Below are 19,052 nucleotides of genomic sequence, written 5' to 3' on the forward strand. Positions count from 1 at the left end.
CCTTTCGGCTTTACGTCAGCAGAGTATAATCGATGTTCAAAGGCCGCCATTTCGACAAACCCGTCATCCTGCTATGTGTTCGATGGTACCTGGCTTACAATCTGAGCCTGCGCAATCTGAAGGAGATGATGGCGGAGCGCGGCATCGCGCTGGATCATTCGACAGTGTATCGTTGGGTTTTGCATTTCAGCCCCAAACTGCTGGAGCGGTTCAATCAGAAAAAGCGTCAGGCCACACGAAAGTGGAACCTCGATGAGACCTACATAAGGGTCAAAGGCGAGTGGCTTTATCTTTATCGCGCCATCGACAGCAATGGCGATACGGTCGAGTTCCTGTTCAGTAAAGAGCGAGACCTGAAAGCTGCCAAACGCTTTATCCGCAAGGCTTTGGCCCGTCATGGCAGGCCAGAGAAGATCACTATTGATGGCAGCCAGACCAATCGCTTGGCAATCATACAGTGCGACACTGAGAACCGGCTGCGACAAGGTGGAGGATTCATCGCCATCCGCTCCAGCAAATACATGAACAATATGATTGAGCAGGATCACCGCCGTGTCAAACGACGGATACGATCCATGCTAGGTTTCAAATCCGTACAAGCCGCAGGGATTACCCTTGCCGGCATCGAACTCATTCACATGATGCGCATGCAGCAAGGCAATTTCGGATCAACCGCACTCCTTTCACTCAAACAACAATTCACAGCGCTTGAAGCATAATTGCGTCCAGCGGTTAGCCACGCTTTGCCCAACTTAAATTTTGCAACAGATCCAGTGCGAGAGCCATGTTAATCCTAGATACTTGTATAGCCAGCGTCTGCAGTGACAATCGAGCCAGTCATCAGGCTTGAGGCGTCTGAGGCAAGGAACTGGACGATGGAGGCGATCTCCTCCGGTTTGCCCATGCGACCAGTGGGGGTCAGGTCAAGCCAGCGCTCAACCAGCCCCGGCTGATTTTCAAGTCCATGCAGCAATGGCGTTTCGATATAGGTTGGCGCAACCGCATTCACCCTGACACCTCTTTTGGCCCATTCGACTGCGAGTGAGCGTGTGAGGTGGTGTACCCCGGCTTTCGAGGCGTTGTAGTGGCATTGTGGCTGCGGCACATTAACGATATGTGCCGACATCGAACCGATATTGATGATTGAACCCTTGCCGTTCTCCAACATTCGACGACCAAAGGCTCGACAGGTGCGGAATACGCCGCTGAGATTGACCTCAATAACACGATCCCATTGATCGTCCGTCATGTCTTCAGCGGCGACATTGTTGACGATACCTGCATTGCAGACGAGCACGTCAAGTGGCTGTATGTCATTCGCCAGCGCGTTCAACTGAACGCTGTCAGTAACATCGAGCTGCCGGGCGCTTGCAGACCCACCGATTTCTCTTGCGGTGGTCTCGGCGCGTGACAGATCAATATCGGTGCAGACCACCATCGCCCCGGTTTGCGCCAGGGCCTGCGCACATGCTGCACCTATTCCCTGACCGGCCCCTGTTACCAGTGCCAGCCGACCGCTCAAATCCATTCTTGCACTATAGGACATTTTTGTTCTGCCGTTCCTAAATCAAACCGCGTTTGGCCATGTCTCGCATCAGCGAGCGCATACCGTAAGCCCATGGACGCGCCTTGTCCGACGTCGTGACGACATTTCGCAAGGTTCCAAGTGTTGGCGTCGAAATCTCGACGACGTCACCTTCTTTGTGGGTGAAGCCGCTGCCTTTATCCGCACGATCCTGCGTAGGAGCAAACATGGTTCCCAAAAATAGCAGGAATCCATCAGGATATTGATGGCTGGCATTGATGGTCTGTGCGACCAGATCGGCAGGTCTCCGGCTGATCTCGGCCATATTGGAGCGCCCTGACATTTCAAAGCCGTCTTCTCCTTTGACGGACATTTCAAGTGTTGCATTCTCAATGTCACCGAGCGTAAATCCAGCGTCAAACAGGCGGATGAACGGGCCGATGGCGCAGGAAGCATTATTATCCTTGGCCTTGCCGAGGAGGAGCGCTGATCGACCTTCAACGTCGCGCAGATTGACGTCATTTCCAAGTGTAGCGCCACGTATATTGCCGTTTTTGTCTACCGCGAGCACGATTTCGGGTTCGGGGTTGTTCCACTTCGAAATCCGGTTGACGCCGACTTGCGCGCCATGGCCAACGGCAGACATGGGCTGCGATTTGGTGAAGACCTCAGCGTCAGGTCCAATACCCACTTCAAGATATTGCGACCAAAGCCCTTCTTTCTCCAAGGCAGTCTTTACCTCAACGGCCTGCTCAGAGCCAGCGCGTATGTTGGACAGGCTTCCGCCGATCAGTTCACCGATGCGCTTGCGGATCGCGTCGGCTTTTGCCGGGTCGCCTGACGTCCGCTCATCGATAACGCGCTCGATCATGCTTTGCGCAAAAGTGACCCCACATGCCTTGAGCGCTTGGAAATCACAAGGTGCAAGCCATGAATGGCGAGGCGATTCATAACCTGTTTCGTGTGGAGAAAGAACGAAATCGTCGGGATTGCCGAGCTTTTCGCCCTGTAGACCATCAAAGCGATCTGCGGGATCATTGTCGAGGAAGTCGCTAACTGAGATCACCGACTTTGTGACATCAATCACCTCACCATCGCGAATGATGACGACACTGGGCGCTGACAGATCGGCGCGCCATACACGCCCGACCAGGCGGGCCTTTTCATGAGAATCGGGAAGCATGCTTCTCCTCCTTATATGTAGTAAAACTATTAATTTTGTTACTGTTTCGTCAAGGTGTAATCAGCCTTTGCTGCAGACATCTTGCCGACTTCGACCGAAATCCACAGCGAATATCGTTGGAAAGTCACTATATTCAACTGTTTTTGTCACCTAAAATGATTTCCTGCCGCCGGTCTCTTTTTTCGGATTGGCAAACCAGACGCAACGCGATATGTAGTTATGCTATATCAACGATCCTTGTGAACGTTGACGGCTCGGAATTGGGTGGAGAAAATCATGACCGATACGATCCTATCGCGGCTTGATGGAAAGCTGTTTATCGACGGAAAATTCATAGAAGGACGCGGCGCGCGTATCGACGTCGAGAATCCGGCGCGTGGCGAAGTCATCGGGCAGATTGCGGCAACGACGCTCGAAGAAATCGAGCAGGCAGTCGCCAGCGCGCGGGTTGCATTTCGTTCTTGGTCCAAGGTTCCGGCCAGGGAGCGGTCACAAGCTCTCCACAGGCTCGGCGACCTGATATCCGCCGATGCCCGGCGCATGGCCCAGATCATGACGCTGGAACAGGGCAAACCGCTCAATGAAGCCAAAGGCGAAATCCTCAAACTGGCCGAAGCCTGCCACTTTTATGGCGAGGAGGCGGTGCGCGTCCTGGGCGAAATCGTACCCAACGATCAGAACGGTTATCAAAGCCAGGTCATCCGCGAACCGATCGGCGTGGTCGGTGCAATTACACCCTGGAATTATCCTGCTGAGCTTGTTGGGTGGAAACTTTGCGCAAGCCTTGCTGCTGGTTGCACGATCATCATCAAGCCGGCAGAAATCACACCCTTTACCGCCCTGGCCATTGCTGAAAAGGTGACGGAGGCCAAGATTCCAGCGGGCGTCGTCAATGTCTTAACCGGCAAGGGCTCGCTCGTTGGCCAGGCACTCATCGAGCATCCAGACGTTGACAAGATCGCCTTTACCGGCTCAAGCGCGGTTGGCCTTCATATCCAGAAGTCCTGTCCAACCGTAAAGCGCCTTTCATTGGAGCTTGGTGGCAATTGTCCGCTCATCATAACCGCCAGCGCCGACATTGATGCGGCAGTGAAGGGGGCCGTGCGCCGTTCCTTCCGCAATATGGGGCAGATTTGCATTGCAATTAATCGTATCTATGTGGCGCGCCCGCTCTACGAGACTTTTCTCGAAAAATTCGCGGTTGCCGCCAACGCATTGACCATCGGCGACGGTCTGCTCGAACCGGCTGCCGATATTGGGTCCATGGCTTCGGTTGCGCCCCTTGAAAAAACGCGCGAGCACCTGGCTGATGCATTGCAAAAAGGTGCAAGGCTCCTCGCCGGCGGCAAGGCGCCGGAAGGTGAAAAATTTGCCAGGGGGTTCTTCTTTTGCCCAACTATTGTCGCCGACTGTACTCATGAAATGAAGGTCATGAGTGAGGAAACCTTTGGTCCGCTTGTCGGTGTGGCGCCTTTCGACGGGCTGGAAGAGGCTGCGGCCCTAGCAAATGATACACCTTATGGGCTTGCATCTTATGTCTATGCGCGCGACTTGCAGGAGATCTATCAGCTATCAAGCGACCTTGATTACGGTAATGTCGCCATCAACAATGTCGACGCGGGTATCATGAACGCGCCTTATGGAGGTCGTAAGCAAAGCGGCATCGGCTGTGAGCATGGCCGGGAAGGCTTGCTGGAATATTTCAATTTCAAGCATATCCGCCTGCATCACGGCGTCGGAGCCTGACTTCATGACGTCCGCACTTCTAGGTATCGACATCGGAACTTCGGGCTGCAAAGCACTGCTGGTGTCCGTCGAAGGCGATATTCTGGCCTCCAGCACCGCCACCTACACGCTGTCGCAGCCTCGTGCCGGTTGGACCGAACAAGATCCCGCCCTTTGGATTGAGGGTGCGCGCAAGGCAGTGGCAAGCGTGATGGCGCAATGCCCGGAGATTGAACTTCTCTGTGTCGGCCTTTCGGGTCAAATGCATGGCCTTACACCGCTTGACGAAAATAGAAAAATTCTGCGTCCGGCAATCTTGTGGAACGATCAGCGCAACGCTGCTGAAGTGGAGGAAATCACAGCAAAGGCTGGCGGGCTGGATGCTCTGATCGGCCAGACAGGCAATCGCATGCTGGTCGGTTATACCGGGGGCAAAATCGTCTGGATGAAAAATCATGAGCCGGATCTCTTTGCAAAACTGCATCATGTGCTCAACCCCAAAGATTATCTGCGCCTGGTGTTAACGGGAGAACTTGCAACGGAAGTATCGGATGCGTCTGGCACCGGGCTTTTCGATGTGCAACAGCGCAAATGGGCATCGGGGCTGATCGAGACGCTCGATATTGACCCTTCTTTCTTACCCGACTGCCATGAATCTCACGAGATTTCCGGTCGCATCAACGCTTCTGGCGCAGCGCTCTTCGGGCTTCCGGTAGGGGTACCTGTAGCGGGCGGCGGCGGCGACAGTGTCATTCAGACCATTGGTTCAGGCGTGATCGAACCCGGTCAGTTGCAAACAACAATCGGTACTGCTGGTATTCTGGCAGCGGCCCTGGATAAGCCCGTTCCAAGCGCGGACGGTCGCATCCAGATGTTCTGCAATGTCGCCCCTGCAAAATGGCATGCCATGGGCGTATCACTGAATGCGGGCGGAGCAATGGGCTGGTTCCGGTCAATCCTTGCCGATACCGGGCATGGTGACGATCTTACCTTCGATGCGGTAGCAAAAGCTGCTGCCTCCAGCACTCCAGGTGCGCGCGGACTATTATTCCTGCCTTATCTCAACGGTGAACGTTGTCCGCATCCAGATCCCGCAGCACGCGGTGCCCTCATCGGTCTCACAGCACGCCACACACTTGGCGATGTCTCGCGTAGTGTCATGGAAGGCGTTGTTCACGCCTTTTATGACATGCATGCGCTGATGAAATCTATGGGGATCGAAGGCCGGGTGATCAAGGCATCTGGCGGCGGCGCCCGATCACTATTGTGGCGACAAATTCAGGCCGACATGTTCGGTTGTGATGTGGTGACGACAGAAGGTGCTGCGGAAGGCGGGGCTTTTGGCGCGGCACTGGTGGCGGGAGTGGGAGTGGGCGTATGGAAGGACACGACTGAGGCAGCTGGCATCTTGCACGAATTGACGTGTCAGAAGGCTGATCGTGCTGATAGTGCCGTCTATCACAAGGCACATGAAATCTATCGAGGGCTTTATCCTGCACTCTCCCGGAGCTTCCACGCTCTCGGCGATCCCGTTTTTGCTGGCTGACCGTCGAACAGGTCCAACCAAAGGATTTTTCGAGTTATGAAACAATATTCAGCTTTGATCTTCGATCTGGATGGAACGCTGATCGATAGTGCGCCGGACATCACCGCAGCGGTGAATGTCTATATGGTGTCCAAGGGCTGGCCAGCACTATCCGTCGAATATGTCGAAACCTTTATCGGCAATGGTCCACGCCGCTTGTTGAAGGACATATTCATTGATCAGGGCCTGCCCTTTGACGATGCAACCGTGGATGCTGCGGTTCAAAGCTATATTGAAAACTATCATCGCAACCCGGCCGAGAAGACACGTTTCTTCAGCCACGTTCGCGAAGATTTGCAAAGCCTGCATGCTGCCGGTTTCAGGCTGGGCATCTGCACCAACAAGCCCCACGCCTTGACTCAGGAAATTTTGAAAATCCTCGAGCTCGATCGCCTCATCGAGGTGGCGCTTGGTGCAGACGCGGTGCCAGCCTGCAAGCCCGATCCTGGCCATCTGCGCGCCGTTGTCGAGCGCATGAATCTTAACGGTGCCAACTGGGCCTATGTGGGTGACACCAATGTTGACAAGGCGACGGCGGAGGGCGCGGGGGCCACTTTCTTCGTCGTGCCGTGGGGCGGTGGAGCGGATGTAAATGTCGAGCCGCATCAACGGCTTGCGCGTATCGCCGATCTCATGGAGTATCGTTCACATTAAATAGTGGGACGACGAAGGAACCAATTTCATGACGGTTAGCCTGTTACAGCGCATATTCCATGAAACAGACGGAATGGGGGCCGCCGAACGGCGTATCGCCGAATTTGTGAGCACGTCTCCTGGCGAGGTCATTCATATGAGCATGGCCAAATTGTCCGAGCGCTGTTCGGTCAGTGATCCGACCATCATGCGCTTTTGCCGCCGATTCGGTTTCGATGGCTATCAGGATTTCAAGCTGCATCTGGCACAAAGCCTCGTTCCTTCTGCACCCTTCGCCTATGAACAGATCATCCCCAATGACGGCATAGAGAATATTGTCCGCAAGACCTGTCGCAATTCCCTCAACGCCATCCAGCGTGCTCTGGAGGATCTCATTCCCCAGCAGGTTGAACAGGCTGCCCTGCTTTTGCGCGATGCCGCATGGACCGGTATCTACGCCAGCGGTATTTCTGAAGTCACAGCGATTGATGCCGAACACAAGTTCCAGCGCCTCGGCATGCGGTGTGCGGCGGTCATGGGGCGCAAGAAGCAGTGGATGCATGTCGAAGGTTCGCGACCGCACGAAGTCGCGCTGATCTTTTCGCAGTCTGGTCACACCAAGCAGATGGTGGAGCTGGCCATTGCAGCAAGAGCAGGGGGCGCGCGTGTCGTGTCGATCACCGCAGCCGAAAGTCCGCTCGCCCGTGTCACGGACGCGCTGATTGCCGTTCGTCCCTACGATCAGACCGAGTTGATGACACCGCTCGCATCGCGCCTCAATCATCATCTCGTCGTCAATATGCTCGTCACGGCAATTGCAGTGTCAAGCGGCAGCGAATTTCCTGATCAACTGCCAGCCCTCGATTCCTGGCTGACAGACAAGATACGGGACTAAAGATCTAAACAACCGCCGCAGTCGTCCATCACGGCTCCGGCCAATCGGCAGGAAAGACAAATGTCCGCAGAGCAGAATGAAGCCAAGAAAGTCGCAGGCCGCCGGGTCATTGAAGAATTTGTGCGAGATGGCATGAAGCTTGGCCTTGGATCGGGAACCACCTCGCATTTCTTCGTGCGTGAGCTGGGGAAATATGTGGCCGATGGCATGAAGCTGACCTGCACCACAACGTCACGTTCGACAATCGATGTCGCGCGGGAAGTGGGAATCGCCATTACGGATCCAAACGAAATTGGCGAGATCGATCTCACCATCGATGGGCCTGACGAGATCGACCGCCAATTCAACATGATCAAGGGCGGTGGCGCGTGCCTCTTGTGGGAAAAGATCATCGCCCATGCATCAAAGCAGATGATTACAGTTTGCGATGAAACAAAAATCGTCGACACGCTCGGGGCCTTTCCTCTCCCCGTGGAGGTTGTGCAGTTTGCGTGGAAACAGACTGAACGGATGGTGAATCGCATTTTGCACGAGCATGGGATTACTGCCCAGATCGCCCGCCGTATGCGTGACGGTCAGCCTGTGGTAACCGATAGCGGCCATTTCATCCTTGATTGCAAATGTGGCGCGATCACCAAACCGGCTCCCCTCGAAACTGAACTCAACCGCATACCCGGCGTCGTCGAAAATGGCCTGTTTACCAGAGAATCCGCCGGTATGGTGGTGGGTTGTTTCGACGGTACCTCCTACGTTAAGATGCGATAATCTAGTAAAACTTCAAATGGATTGATGTGGCTGGATCCTATCTGGGCTCCAGATAATACTAATCTGCGCCAAAAATTGGCATAATATGGCGATTCTTCGATCTGGGAGGCGCCGTTTAACCTGAATTTTTCTGAATCAGCTTGACAAGCTTGCTGCACATGTAGTGAAACTATATAAACGCACTTTGGGAGGTGAATATGGGTATCGATCTTAAAATCAACCGGCGCCACGTTCTGGTAGGGGGGCTCGCACTTGGAGCGGCGGCATTTGCCGGCCGCGAGGCATTCGCGCAAGACCGCATCTTTCTGCCGTTCAGCAACAAAAGTCTTGACTACTATTTTTTCGTTATCGAGGAAGAGGCGGTAAAGCGTGCTGTCGAAAGCCGCAAATGGTCGTTCCAGGCAACCAATGCCAATTTCGACAATACAAAGCAGCTCGAACAATGGCAGAGCCTGATGCTGTCCCAGCCTGTCGGTCTGGTTGCCGATCCGATTGATAGCCAGGCGATCGTGAGCGCGATCCGCCGCTACAATCAGAAAAAGATACCCGTCGCCATCATCGATACGCCTGCAGATGGCGGGGATGTCGCCATCACCGTTAGCTTCGACAACTATCAGGGCGGTGTCATGGCCGCACGCGAGATCATCGACCGGTTGACCAAAAAGCACGGTAGCCCGCGCGGCAAGGTCCTCAATTGCTATGGAGCACTTGCGAGCGTCGCCTGGCGTCAACGCAAGGAAGGAATGGACGACGAATTCGCCAAGTATCCTGACATAACCTATATCAGCCGACCCACCGAAGGTCAGCTTGATCAAATGCTTTCCGTAACGTTGTCGACGCTTTCCGAACATCCCGATCTTGATGCCGTTCATGCTCCCAGCGACTCGCCCGCACGCGGCATCACAACTGCCCTGCAGCAAAAGAATCGCTGGAAAAAGGTCGGTGAGGAAGGCCACGTGATTTTCGTCACCATCGATGGCGAGCCGGTTGCAGTCAGAGGCATTCAGGACGGTTACATGGACGCCTGCGTATCACAAGACCCTATTGCCTATGGTGAGATTGCCGTGGAACTCTTGGAAAAGCACGCAATGAAGGGCGAGGAAGTGCCGCTTGGCGCGTATGAAAATAAGAAATATTTTTGGGAGAAGGGCGAGATCGTCAAGGGTGATACCGGTCCAACCCTCATCATTCCACCTTTCGTCATCAATGGCGACAATGCTGCCGACAAGCGCCACTGGGGCTACGTCGCAGAAAAGGAATGGGGCGTTCCTTATACCTGATCGTGACATACGACGCCCGCGCAACAAGGGTGGGCGTCGTTTCGCATGTGATTGGCGTGCGGTCGCAGGCGGCGGAGGAGTATCATGACAAATATCCAGACAAATGGGCGCGAAAAGGATGCTGGCAAAAGCAACATTGCCTTGCGTGTCGACAACGTTATCAAACGATACGGAACCTTTACGGCGTTGCGCTCCGTTAGCCTCGATATTAATCGCGGCAGTATCCACGGACTGCTCGGCGAAAACGGCGCCGGCAAAAGCACGCTAGTTGGTATCATCTCTGGGCAGCGCGCACCCAGCAGCGGAACGATCTATCTTGATGATAAACCGGTGCAGGGCGCAGACGTTAAGGCCATGGAAGAAGCCGGCGTGTTTCTGGTCACGCAAGAGCCTATGATTATCGATCACATCTCTGCCGCCGAGAATCTGATGCTAGGCATTTGGCCTTCCCGAGGCGGCTTTGTGCGTTGGAAGAAGCTGAAGACAGATGCCGCACGAATGTTGAAAGATTCGGGAATTGATCCAGCCGTCAATGCCGGCAGGCTCAACGCCGTTGCAAGACGCAAGCTCAATATCCTGCGCGCCATGTTCTCAGGCGGTAAAGTCATTATCCTCGATGAACCGACGGCCGCCCTTACCGTTCCCGACCGCAGGCAACTGTTCGATTTCATGCGTCAGTTGAAGAGCGAAGGCGTCACCTTCATTTTCATATCGCATTATAATGACGAGATTCTTGAAATCTGCGATGCGGTTTCCGTCCTGCGCGACGGCTTTCTTGCCGGTGGCAGCCAGGATGTGCAGGCGATGACGTCCGAGCAACTATCCGAACTGGTGCTCGGGCGCGGCCTCGACCTGTTTCAGCGCGAGCGCAAAATCTTCGGTTCTCAAACGCCGGCAATCAGTCTGCGCGGTGTTATCGCCCATCATGTCGATCTCGATGAACTTGATATCCGGCCAGGCGAGATCGTTGGTTTTACCGGCTTGCCAGGTGCCGGCGCAAAAGAACTTGCGCGGGCGATATTCGGCCTCAACCGTGCGAAGGCTGGAACGATCAGTTTTGACGGTGGACCACAGGAAAGTCTACCGCAGCATCCAAAGGCAGCTTTCAGCAAGGGTGTCGCCTATCTGTCCGACGATCGGCGAAAGGATGGCGTTGTTGGCCATTTATCGATCGCTGAAAACATCGCACTTTCCTCACTCGATCGGCGTGCGTTCCTGGGTTTTGTCAAACGCGACCAGGAAGCGCGTCTTTGCGGCGGATATTTCTCCAGTATGGGTATCAAGGCGCAAAGCGCTGCCGCAGCAGTGGATACGTTGAGCGGTGGTAACCAGCAGAAAGTATGCCTCGGTCGTGTTCTTGCGACACAACCAAGGCTTCTTATCCTCGACGAGCCGACACGTGGTATCGATGTCGGCGTCAAGCAGGACGTTTTGCGCATCATCGATGAACTCAGCAACAAGGGCGTCAGCGTTATCATTGTCTCGACCGATACGGACGAATTGGTGCGCGCAGTCGACCGTGTCTGCGTATTCCGCCAAGGCTCCATCGAGGAGATCGTGATCGGCGACGACATCACCACCGACAATCTGCGCCGCCTTTCACAGGCGTGAGCGCAACATCGGTAAAGGAATAAGAGAAATGAGCACTGTCATGACAGCCACTGCGGCCAAAGAGGTCAAACCTAACGAAAAAGCGACACATAAAATCGTCGGCTGGATTCTGCACAATGTGGTGTGGATCTGGCTGGTGGCGCTAGTCCTCGGTTTCGGGCTGTTCAATGAGTTCTTTCTGACCGTGATGAACATGCAAAACATCACGGTGCAGGCGACGGTTCTCGGAATGCTGGGACTGGCCGTAGCCCTCCCGCTGCTCGTGGCGGAGATTGACCTGTCGATCCCGGCTAATCTCGGATTTTCGTCGGCAATTGGAGCACTGGCCTATTCCAATCTCGGAATGCCCTGGTTTCCCGCTATGCTGGTTGGTGTCGCGGTTGCAACGCTCATTGGCTTCTTCAATGGCCTTTGTATCACCAAGCTGCGAATGGTCTCGCTCATCCAGACGCTATCGATGATGATCATCCTGCAAGGCGCGCTCCTGGCGCTGACGCAAGGCAAGACCCTGACAAATCTGTCCGACGGATATGTCTGGATCGGTCAGGCATCGGTTGCCGGATGGCCCGTTATGCCGTTGATTTTCGTTGTCGCTCTGATCGCGATCGGCGTCCTGCTACGCATGACCATTCTTGGACGCTCCATCTACGCAGTTGGCGGTAACCCGCAGGCATCCAGTTCCGCAGGTATTCGCGTGGACCGTATCAAGATTATTGCCTATACGATCTCCGGCTTCCTAGCAGGTGTGGCTGGATTCCTACTTGCCTCGTGGCAGATGGCGATCACTTCGAACCAGGGCTCCAGCTATCTTCTTTATGCAATCGCAGCACCGATCATCGGTGGCGTCAGCGTTTTCGGCGGACGGGGAAACGTGGTTGGGATTCTTGGCGGCGTTCTGCTTCTTACCGTCATTCAGGTCGGACTGGCGATCATCAATATACCCTCCTTTTATGTCGGCATGATTGGCGGCTTCATGATCTTTATCGCTGTTGCCATCGATGCAATCAGGGTGCGCTACTTCGCTTGACCGGCCTCGATACTGCCTGCAGGAACTAAACAAACATGCCTGATCTCGTCGCAAAACTCCGCCATATCGTCGGTCGTCGCCATGTCTTGATCGGCGATACGCAAACTCGGCGCTTTCGCCAGGGATATCGGTATGGTGGAGGCAAGGCTCTTGCAGTCGTGCGTCCGGGCACGCTTCTGGAGATGTGGCATGTGCTTGAAGCATGCCACAAGGCGGGAACGATTATCATTTGTCAGGCCGCAAATACCGGACTGACCGGCGGTTCCACGCCGGTACCGGAAGGCTACGATCGGCAAGTTGTCATCATCAATACGATGCGCCTGCGCCGCCTTGATCTTATCGCCGAGGGCGCGCAAGTCATTTCGCAACCCGGCGTCACTCTTGATCAGCTTGAAAAGTCACTACGTCCCATCGGAAGAGAGCCGCATTCGGTGATCGGCTCTAGTTGTATTGGTGCTTCAGTTACTGGTGGAATATGCAATAATTCCGGCGGATCACTGATAAGACGTGGACCAGCCTATACACAGCTTGCCCTGTTCGCCCGAATTGATACCAATGGCGATTTAAAACTCGTCAATCATCTTGGTATTGATCTGGGGAAGACAGCTGAGGAAATACTGAGCAGACTGGATAAAGGTGAGATTCCCGCTGCCAACGTAGACCAGTCTTCGAATCTTTGTGCCTCGGATCACAAATATTGCAATCATGTGCGCGATATTTCGGCCACCACGCCGGCACGTTACAATGCCGATCCACGTAGGCTCTATGAGGCCTCGGGATCGGCGGGCAAGCTTGCAGTATTTGCATTGCGCATCGACACATTCCAAGCCGACGACAAGACACAGGTTTTCTACATCGGTTCCAACGATCCAGGAGAATTGGAAAGCATTCGTCGCGATATGCTTTCAACCTTTGAAAATCTCCCCGTCGCGGGCGAATATATGCATCGCTCAGCTTATGATCTGTCACGACGCTACGGCAAGGACCTCTTCCTATTCCTTCAAGCTTTTGGCACAGACAAGATCCCCTTGGCTTTCGGCATCAAAAGTCGTTTTGACGGCATAACAGAAAAGCTTTGTCTCGGCAGCGCAATCAGCGATCGCCTCTTGCAATTCGTAACCGGTCTGTTACCCGATCATCTGCCAACCAGGCTCAACAGTTTCCGAGATGGTTACGAACATCATCTGCTTTTGAAAATGGGAAACGAGGGTATCGATGAAGCGCGCCGCTATCTGGCCGAACGATTTCCAACCTCACATGGAAATTACTTTGAGTGCACCGACGAAGAAGGCAAGGCGGCTTTCCTCAATCGGTTTGCTGTCGGCGGGTCGGTAGTTCGGTATCGCGCTGTTCATGCAAAGACAGTGGAAGATATCGTAGCCCTCGATATTGCCTTGCCGCGCAACGCGCTCGACTGGTTCGAACGTCTGCCTGCCGAAATCGAAAAGAAAATCGATGTCACCATGTACTGCGGCCACTTCTTCTGCCACGTTCTGCATCAAGAATATCTGGTCAAGAAGGGGCAGGATTGCGAGGCTTTGAAAAAGGACATTCTTGCCCTGCTGGAGCAACGCGGAGCGAAGTACCCCGCTGAACATAATGTGGGGCATGTGTATGAGGCTGAGGAATGCCTCAAGCAGTTTTATCGGGACCTGGACCCCACCAACGCCTTCAATCCGGGGATAGGCCAAACAAGCCGTCTCTTAAATTGGCAGGAAGCCGGACATCATTCGCACTGTTAGTCAGTTTGTTGAATGAAACGGTAAATCCGTGCTAATTTGTCGAATGCTTTCCTTTAAGAAAAGCAAATTCCTGATGCGGCTATTTTCGGCCTCACAACACCTATCTTTAAGCGAAGGATGCAATGCGACGTCTCATGCTGTCTAGACGATCGGCGGTCGCTGGAGAATAGTAGCATTTTTGCAGTCGAAGTATGACTGCGTGCCCATCACAGTTAAACGAACAGGAGAATTCGTTACGATTCTTGACTGGCAATCACATGGGTGGCCCCATCACCCGCAATGAGTGTTCTCAAGTTCTATACTAACTCTCATGGAAGACTGTCATCAGTGAGTTGGATTCCAATCTTGTTGTTGCAGCCATTTGCAGAAGGCTGCAATGGCGGCGACCCGCAGATGCGCCTTCGGGAAGACAAGATAAAAGCCTGGCACTTTTGCTTCCGGCATGGTGGTCATGATCTCACGCCCGAACGGCGCGACGAGACGCCCAAGCTTGAGGTCTTCGTCCGCATCGGCGATGGAGAGCAGCCCGACGCCCAGGCCCGCCACGGTGGCGCGGCGCATGGTGGCGGCATCCTGCAGGCGCATATTGCCTGCCGCCGGATCGAACGCGACGCCCATATGCGCCAGAATATCGGCCCAAAGGTTGCTCGATAGCACGGGATGCAGCAGCGTCATAGTGAGAAGATCGGCGGGTGACGCGATCTGGCGCGCCAGATCGGGCGTGCAGCAGATCACCTTCACGTCGCGGGTCAGGAGCTGGGTCTCATAGTTTTTCCAGCTGCCCTGAACATCGCCTGCAAAGCCCCATTGTAAGGCGACATCCACATCGTCGCGGGCAAAATCCGGCAACTCCACCATGGTTGTCAGGCGCAGATCGGCGCCCGGAACAATGTCGCGAAAGCCGCCCAGCTTTTCCAGCAGATAGCGTGTCGCAAAATAGGGGCTGGCATTGATGTTGATCCGGTCGCGCTGGCCGGTCTTGCTGATGCGGCGGATACCTTCGGCAAATTCGGCAAAGCCGGACTGGACATAATGACCGAGCAGAATGGCATTCTCGGTCGGTTCGACCGTGCGCCCCTTTCGCTCAAAGAGCTGAACGCCGCTCGTTTCTTCAAGCTGCCTGATCTGCTGGCTGACGGCTTGCGGGCTGACCAGAAGGTCGTCGGCGGCGCTGCGAAAACTGCGATGGCGCATCACCGCGTGAAACACACGCAGCGCATTCAGAGGGGGCAGTCTGATAGTCCGCTCGCTCATTTTGCTCCATCATGAACGCCAACTGGTCGTCTCTTCGCTTTTGCTGGAAACGCTATTTTCTATGTCATCGGCCCGAAGATCAGAACTGATTTCGGGCCGATGTTGCATTTTATGTCACTTGGCCGACACATAGCCCTTCGAAATATCTTCGGCACGGGCTTGCGGGTCGCGGTTTTGCGGCTCGCCATAACCGCCGCCGCCCGGCAGTTGCAGCACCAGCCTGCGGCCTGACGGGACATGCTGCCAGCCTTTTGGCTTCAGCTTGGTGCCGTCATCCAGAGCCACCACCCCCGGCGCGCCTTCGCCGCCACCATTGCGGCCTCTGGCGCGATGGTGAACGCGGTCGAACATCGCCGAAAAATCAAATTCGTGGCCGGGAATGGCTTCGATTTCAATCGTCTGACCGAGGCCACCGCGATATTCGCCGTCACCGCCGGAGTCAGTACGCAGTTCCTTGCGCCAGACGACAATCGGGCCGGTATGCTCGGTTGCCTCGATCGGCATGGTCATCACGCCGGACGGGAAAGCGGTCGCTGACAGGCCGTCCAGTCCGGGACGTGCGCCCATGCCGCCGGAGTTGAACATCAGGATTTCGGCCTTGCGTCCGGCTTGACCCGCCACGGGACGCGCCGAAATGTGGATATTCCACAATGCGGCAGCGCCTTCGGCCAAAATCTGGCCGGGCAGGGCCTTGGCCAGCGCGCCCAGAACGAGGTCAGGAACCATATGGCCGATGACGTGGCGCAGCGAAACCGGGGCCGGGCGCTCGGCATTGAGGATGTTGACCGGCGAGGAAATCGTGAACAGTTCCAGCGAGGCCCAGTTGTTGGGAATATCCGGCGCAATCACGCATTTCAGGGCATAGCAGGCATAGGCCTTGGTGTAGATGATCGGGACATTGATGCCCCAGGGGCTGACAGCATCGCTGCCCGCAAAATCGACATTGACCGTATCGCCTTCAATCTCGACCTTTGCCGCGAGCCTGATCGGCTTGTCGTAACCATCGGTGACAAGTTCGTTCGACCATTGGCCCTTCGGCAATGCGCGGATGCGCTCCAGCGTCGCGGCGCGGGTGCGCGCAAAGATGAATTCGCCCAGCGTGTCGAGCGATGTCAGGCCGATCTCCTGCATCATGTCGATGAGGCGGTTATGGCCGACATCGTTGCAGGCGGCGAGCGAATAGAAATCGCCGACAACCTGATTGGGCTCGCGCACATTGGCGCGCAGCATGCGCACCAGATCCTTGTTCACCGCGCCCCGCTCGGCAAACTTCATGATCGGTATCTGGATGCCCTCTTCATAGACCGACTTGCCATCGGCGCCGAAGCCGCGACCGCCGACATCGACCACATGCGCCGTACAGGCAAAGAAGCCGACTAGCGTGTCGCCGAGGAAGGACGGCGACACCATGGTGATGTCATGCAGATGGCCGGTGCCTTTCCATGGATCATTGGTGACATAGGTGTCGCCGGGATACATCTCGTCGCGCGGAATTTCGGCCATGAAATGCAGCACGGCCTCGGCCATGGTGTTCACATGGCCGGGTGTGCCGGTCACGGCCTGCGCCAGCATGCGCCCCTGCGGGTCGAACACACCGGCGGACAGGTCGCCCGCCTCGCGAACCGAGGTGGAGAAGGCCGTGCGCAGAAGGGTGAGCGCCTGTTCCTCGACAACCGAGATCAGACGGTTCCACATGACCTGCATGCGGATTTCCTGTGTCGCGTCGCTCATGCTGCTGTTTCCTTGCGGAGAAGAAGAAGGGCGCCGTCATCCTGCATGACCACATCGAAGGGCGAGGTGACGACGGTGGAGGTTTCCCGTTCGACGATCACGGCTGGGCCGCTGACGCGCGCGCCGGGGGCAAGCGTATGTCGCTCCACGATGGCGGTCGTCAGATTGGCGGCCTGCGCGGGATCGAATACGGGGCGGGTCACCGGCGTTTCAACGGTCGAGGTGCCGAAGGTCAGCGCATGGCGTTCTGGTGCAGGGCGCTCGTCCTGCGCCTTGACCGACCAGGTCACGATCTCGATTTCGAGACCATCCAGTCCGTCAATGGCGCGACCGAAGAAACGGGCATAGTTCTGCCGGAAGCTGTCGCGGATCAATTCTGCGTCGGCTTCGGTAAAGCTGCGGTCGGGCAGCGTCACCGGGATTTCCCAACCCTGGCCGACATAGCGCATGAAGGCGGTGATTTCACGCAGCACCTTACCGTTCGTGCCTGCCCGGACAAAGCCTTCCGCCGTCGCCTTCAGCTCGTCCAGCAGCGTGTTGACGCTGGCAGCCTTGAAGTCCGACATGCGCACGATTTTCGAGGCCAGCGCCTCATAGCCGAATGGCGCCTTGAGGAAGCCGATGGCCGAGCCGACGCCTGCGCCAGCAGGGATCAGGCACTGGTCGATGCCGAGCTTTTCGCATAGGCGCGCCGCATGCAGCGGGGCCGCGCCGCCGAAGGCGATCATGATATTGTCGGAAATGTTCTTGCCGTTTTCCACGGCGTGAACGCGGGCGGCATTGGCCATGTTCTCGTCCACCACTTCGCAGATGCCGAAGGCGGCAGGTTCGACGGCAATGTTGAGTTTCTCTCCCACGTCGCGCGCCACGGCTTTGGCGGCATTCTCCACCGACAGGCGGATTGCGCCACCGGCAAAATTGTCCGGGTCGAGCTTGCCGAGCAGCAGATCGGCATCGGTGATGGCCGGGCGTTCGCCGCCGCGCTGGTAGGAGGCCGGGCCCGGTTCGGAAGCCGCCGATTCCGGGCCGGTCTGGATGCGGCCCATAGCATCGACCCATGCGATGGAGCCGCCGCCAGCGCCGATCTCGATCATCTCGATCACCGGAATGGAGATCGGCATGCCCGAGCCCTTGCAGAAGCGATAGGTGCGGGCCACTTCGAATGTGCGGGCAGTCTTGGGCGCAAAATCTTCGATCAGGCAGATCTTGGCCGTCGTGCCGCCCATGTCATAGCTTACCACTCTGTCGAGGCCGAAGCGCTGCGCCACATCGGCGGCAAAGATCGCGCCGCCTGCCGGTCCTGATTCCACCAGACGCACGGGGAATTCGGACGCGGTCTCGACGGTGATCAGTCCGCCGCCGGAGTGGATGAGGAAGACCGGGCACTTTGCGCCCATCTCCGCCAAGCGCAGCTGCAAGCGGGAGAGATAATCGGCCATCTGCGGGCGCACATAGGCATTGGCGCATACGGTGTTGAAACGCTCGAACTCGCGCATCTGCGGTGAGACTTCCGCGGAGATGGAAACCGGAACCGCGACCTTGCGCGCAATGATGTCACGGGCGCGGCGTTCATGGTCCGGGTTCATGTAGGAATGGATGAAGCCGATGGCCACCGCGCCGAAACCGACCGCGGCAATGGTGTCGGCAATGGCCTCCAGCGCCTCTTCGTCGAGGGGCAGCAGTTCCTGCCCCTGCGCGCCGATGCGCCCTTTCACCGCAAAGCGATCCTCACGCGGGATCAGCGGCTTCGGCAGGCGCAGATTGAGATCATATTGCTCAAAGCGGCTTTCGGTGCGCATTTCGATGACATCGCGAAAACCGTCCGTCGTCACAAAGGCGGTGCGTGCGCCCCGCCGCTCGATCAGCGCATTGGTGGCAAGTGTGGTGCCATGAATGACTATATCGAGATCGGCAGGGCTGATGCCCGCATCGCGGGTCACAATGGCAATGCCGTCGAGGATCGCCTGTTCGGGCGCGCTATAATTGGTCAGAACCTTTGTGGAATAGAGTACGCCTTTGCATTCGAGCGCGATGTCGGTGAAGGTGCCGCCGATATCAGCGCCAAGGCGGATGGTCTGGCTCATGCTGGTTCCTTT

Annotated in this window: 15 protein-coding genes; 10 read left to right on the forward strand and 5 right to left on the reverse strand. The window is 56.1% G+C overall.

Annotated elements, in window-relative coordinates; translation table 11 throughout:
- Nucleotides 1-32: 32 nt before the first annotated feature.
- Complete coding sequence (locus JAU75_RS12875) at nt 33-719, forward strand: IS6 family transposase (protein ID WP_199056905.1); 687 nt, start codon at nt 33-35, stop codon at nt 717-719.
- Nucleotides 720-793: 74 nt separating this feature from the next.
- Here JAU75_RS12875 and JAU75_RS12880 read toward each other — a convergent pair whose 3' ends face one another.
- Together JAU75_RS12880 and JAU75_RS12885 are read right to left on the reverse strand one after the other, a co-directional pair.
- Entirely contained in the window at nt 794-1,546 is a 753-nt protein-coding gene (locus JAU75_RS12880; protein WP_199056906.1) for an SDR family oxidoreductase, read from the reverse strand.
- A 16-nt stretch (nt 1,547-1,562) separates the two neighbouring features.
- Nucleotides 1,563-2,708, reverse strand: a complete 1,146-nt coding sequence (locus JAU75_RS12885; RefSeq protein WP_199056907.1) for a fumarylacetoacetate hydrolase family protein — start codon at nt 2,706-2,708, stop codon at nt 1,563-1,565.
- A gap of 276 nt (nt 2,709-2,984) precedes the next feature.
- On the opposite strand from JAU75_RS12885, the gene JAU75_RS12890 reads away from it, so the two are divergent.
- From JAU75_RS12890 to dld, 9 genes are all read left to right on the forward strand, one after another.
- Nucleotides 2,985-4,454, forward strand: coding sequence for an NAD-dependent succinate-semialdehyde dehydrogenase (locus JAU75_RS12890; protein WP_210339290.1), 1,470 nt, complete (start codon nt 2,985-2,987; stop codon nt 4,452-4,454).
- Nucleotides 4,455-4,458: 4 nt separating this feature from the next.
- Nucleotides 4,459-5,979 carry a xylulokinase gene (xylB, locus tag JAU75_RS12895; RefSeq protein WP_199056908.1) on the forward strand — a complete coding sequence of 507 codons (1,521 nt, stop codon included), beginning with the start codon at nt 4,459-4,461 and terminating at the stop codon, nt 5,977-5,979.
- Nucleotides 5,980-6,015: 36 nt separating this feature from the next.
- The gene (locus JAU75_RS12900) at nt 6,016-6,672 is read left to right on the forward strand and encodes an HAD-IA family hydrolase (RefSeq protein WP_078341183.1); all 657 of its coding nucleotides are present in this window, start codon (nt 6,016-6,018) and stop codon (nt 6,670-6,672) included.
- 28 nt (nt 6,673-6,700) lie between these two features.
- Nucleotides 6,701-7,546 carry a MurR/RpiR family transcriptional regulator gene (locus tag JAU75_RS12905; protein ID WP_078341184.1) on the forward strand — a complete coding sequence of 282 codons (846 nt, stop codon included), beginning with the start codon at nt 6,701-6,703 and terminating at the stop codon, nt 7,544-7,546.
- 60 nt (nt 7,547-7,606) lie between these two features.
- Nucleotides 7,607-8,311 carry a ribose 5-phosphate isomerase A gene (gene rpiA, locus JAU75_RS12910; protein WP_199056909.1) on the forward strand — a complete coding sequence of 235 codons (705 nt, stop codon included), beginning with the start codon at nt 7,607-7,609 and terminating at the stop codon, nt 8,309-8,311.
- A gap of 197 nt (nt 8,312-8,508) precedes the next feature.
- Entirely contained in the window at nt 8,509-9,591 is a 1,083-nt protein-coding gene (locus JAU75_RS12915; protein ID WP_199056910.1) for a sugar ABC transporter substrate-binding protein, read from the forward strand.
- Between the two features lie 84 nt (nt 9,592-9,675).
- Nucleotides 9,676-11,202: a sugar ABC transporter ATP-binding protein gene (locus JAU75_RS12920; protein WP_199056911.1), complete on the forward strand. Its 1,527-nt coding sequence runs from the start codon at nt 9,676-9,678 to the stop codon at nt 11,200-11,202.
- Between the two features lie 28 nt (nt 11,203-11,230).
- Nucleotides 11,231-12,229: an ABC transporter permease gene (locus JAU75_RS12925; protein ID WP_199056912.1), complete on the forward strand. Its 999-nt coding sequence runs from the start codon at nt 11,231-11,233 to the stop codon at nt 12,227-12,229.
- Nucleotides 12,230-12,264: 35 nt separating this feature from the next.
- Nucleotides 12,265-13,971: a D-lactate dehydrogenase gene (gene dld, locus JAU75_RS12930; RefSeq protein ID WP_199056913.1), complete on the forward strand. Its 1,707-nt coding sequence runs from the start codon at nt 12,265-12,267 to the stop codon at nt 13,969-13,971.
- Nucleotides 13,972-14,295: 324 nt separating this feature from the next.
- On the opposite strand, the gene JAU75_RS12935 is transcribed toward dld, so the two are convergent.
- The 3 genes from JAU75_RS12935 to JAU75_RS12945 form a co-directional block, all read right to left on the reverse strand.
- On the reverse strand, nt 14,296-15,225 hold the full coding sequence (locus JAU75_RS12935) for a LysR family transcriptional regulator (protein WP_199056914.1): 930 nt from the start codon (nt 15,223-15,225) through the stop codon (nt 14,296-14,298).
- A 114-nt stretch (nt 15,226-15,339) separates the two neighbouring features.
- Nucleotides 15,340-16,956: a hydantoinase B/oxoprolinase family protein gene (locus tag JAU75_RS12940; RefSeq protein WP_199056915.1), complete on the reverse strand. Its 1,617-nt coding sequence runs from the start codon at nt 16,954-16,956 to the stop codon at nt 15,340-15,342.
- Nucleotides 16,953-19,040: a hydantoinase/oxoprolinase family protein gene (locus tag JAU75_RS12945; protein ID WP_199056916.1), complete on the reverse strand. Its 2,088-nt coding sequence runs from the start codon at nt 19,038-19,040 to the stop codon at nt 16,953-16,955. The genes JAU75_RS12940 and JAU75_RS12945 overlap by 4 nt, the downstream gene beginning before the upstream one ends.
- Between the last annotated feature and the right edge of the window lie 12 nt (nt 19,041-19,052).

The sequence above is a fragment of the Ochrobactrum sp. Q0168 genome (assembly GCF_016427605.1).
GTDB lineage: Bacteria > Pseudomonadota > Alphaproteobacteria > Rhizobiales > Rhizobiaceae > Brucella.

Excerpts from the sequence above, each read along its gene's own strand:
- JAU75_RS12875 (WP_199056905.1), top strand. The coding sequence starts at position 33 with ATGTTCAAAGGCCGCCATTTCGACAAACCCGTCATCCTGCTATGTGTT.
- JAU75_RS12880 (WP_199056906.1), bottom strand. The coding sequence starts at position 1,546 with ATGTCCTATAGTGCAAGAATGGATTTGAGCGGTCGGCTGGCACTGGTA.
- JAU75_RS12885 (WP_199056907.1), bottom strand. The coding sequence starts at position 2,708 with ATGCTTCCCGATTCTCATGAAAAGGCCCGCCTGGTCGGGCGTGTATGG.
- JAU75_RS12890 (WP_210339290.1), top strand. The coding sequence starts at position 2,985 with ATGACCGATACGATCCTATCGCGGCTTGATGGAAAGCTGTTTATCGAC.
- xylB (WP_199056908.1), top strand. The coding sequence starts at position 4,459 with ATGACGTCCGCACTTCTAGGTATCGACATCGGAACTTCGGGCTGCAAA.
- JAU75_RS12900 (WP_078341183.1), top strand. The coding sequence starts at position 6,016 with ATGAAACAATATTCAGCTTTGATCTTCGATCTGGATGGAACGCTGATC.
- JAU75_RS12905 (WP_078341184.1), top strand. The coding sequence starts at position 6,701 with ATGACGGTTAGCCTGTTACAGCGCATATTCCATGAAACAGACGGAATG.
- rpiA (WP_199056909.1), top strand. The coding sequence starts at position 7,607 with ATGTCCGCAGAGCAGAATGAAGCCAAGAAAGTCGCAGGCCGCCGGGTC.
- JAU75_RS12915 (WP_199056910.1), top strand. The coding sequence starts at position 8,509 with ATGGGTATCGATCTTAAAATCAACCGGCGCCACGTTCTGGTAGGGGGG.
- JAU75_RS12920 (WP_199056911.1), top strand. The coding sequence starts at position 9,676 with ATGACAAATATCCAGACAAATGGGCGCGAAAAGGATGCTGGCAAAAGC.
- JAU75_RS12925 (WP_199056912.1), top strand. The coding sequence starts at position 11,231 with ATGAGCACTGTCATGACAGCCACTGCGGCCAAAGAGGTCAAACCTAAC.
- dld (WP_199056913.1), top strand. The coding sequence starts at position 12,265 with ATGCCTGATCTCGTCGCAAAACTCCGCCATATCGTCGGTCGTCGCCAT.
- JAU75_RS12935 (WP_199056914.1), bottom strand. The coding sequence starts at position 15,225 with ATGAGCGAGCGGACTATCAGACTGCCCCCTCTGAATGCGCTGCGTGTG.
- JAU75_RS12940 (WP_199056915.1), bottom strand. The coding sequence starts at position 16,956 with ATGAGCGACGCGACACAGGAAATCCGCATGCAGGTCATGTGGAACCGT.
- JAU75_RS12945 (WP_199056916.1), bottom strand. The coding sequence starts at position 19,040 with ATGAGCCAGACCATCCGCCTTGGCGCTGATATCGGCGGCACCTTCACC.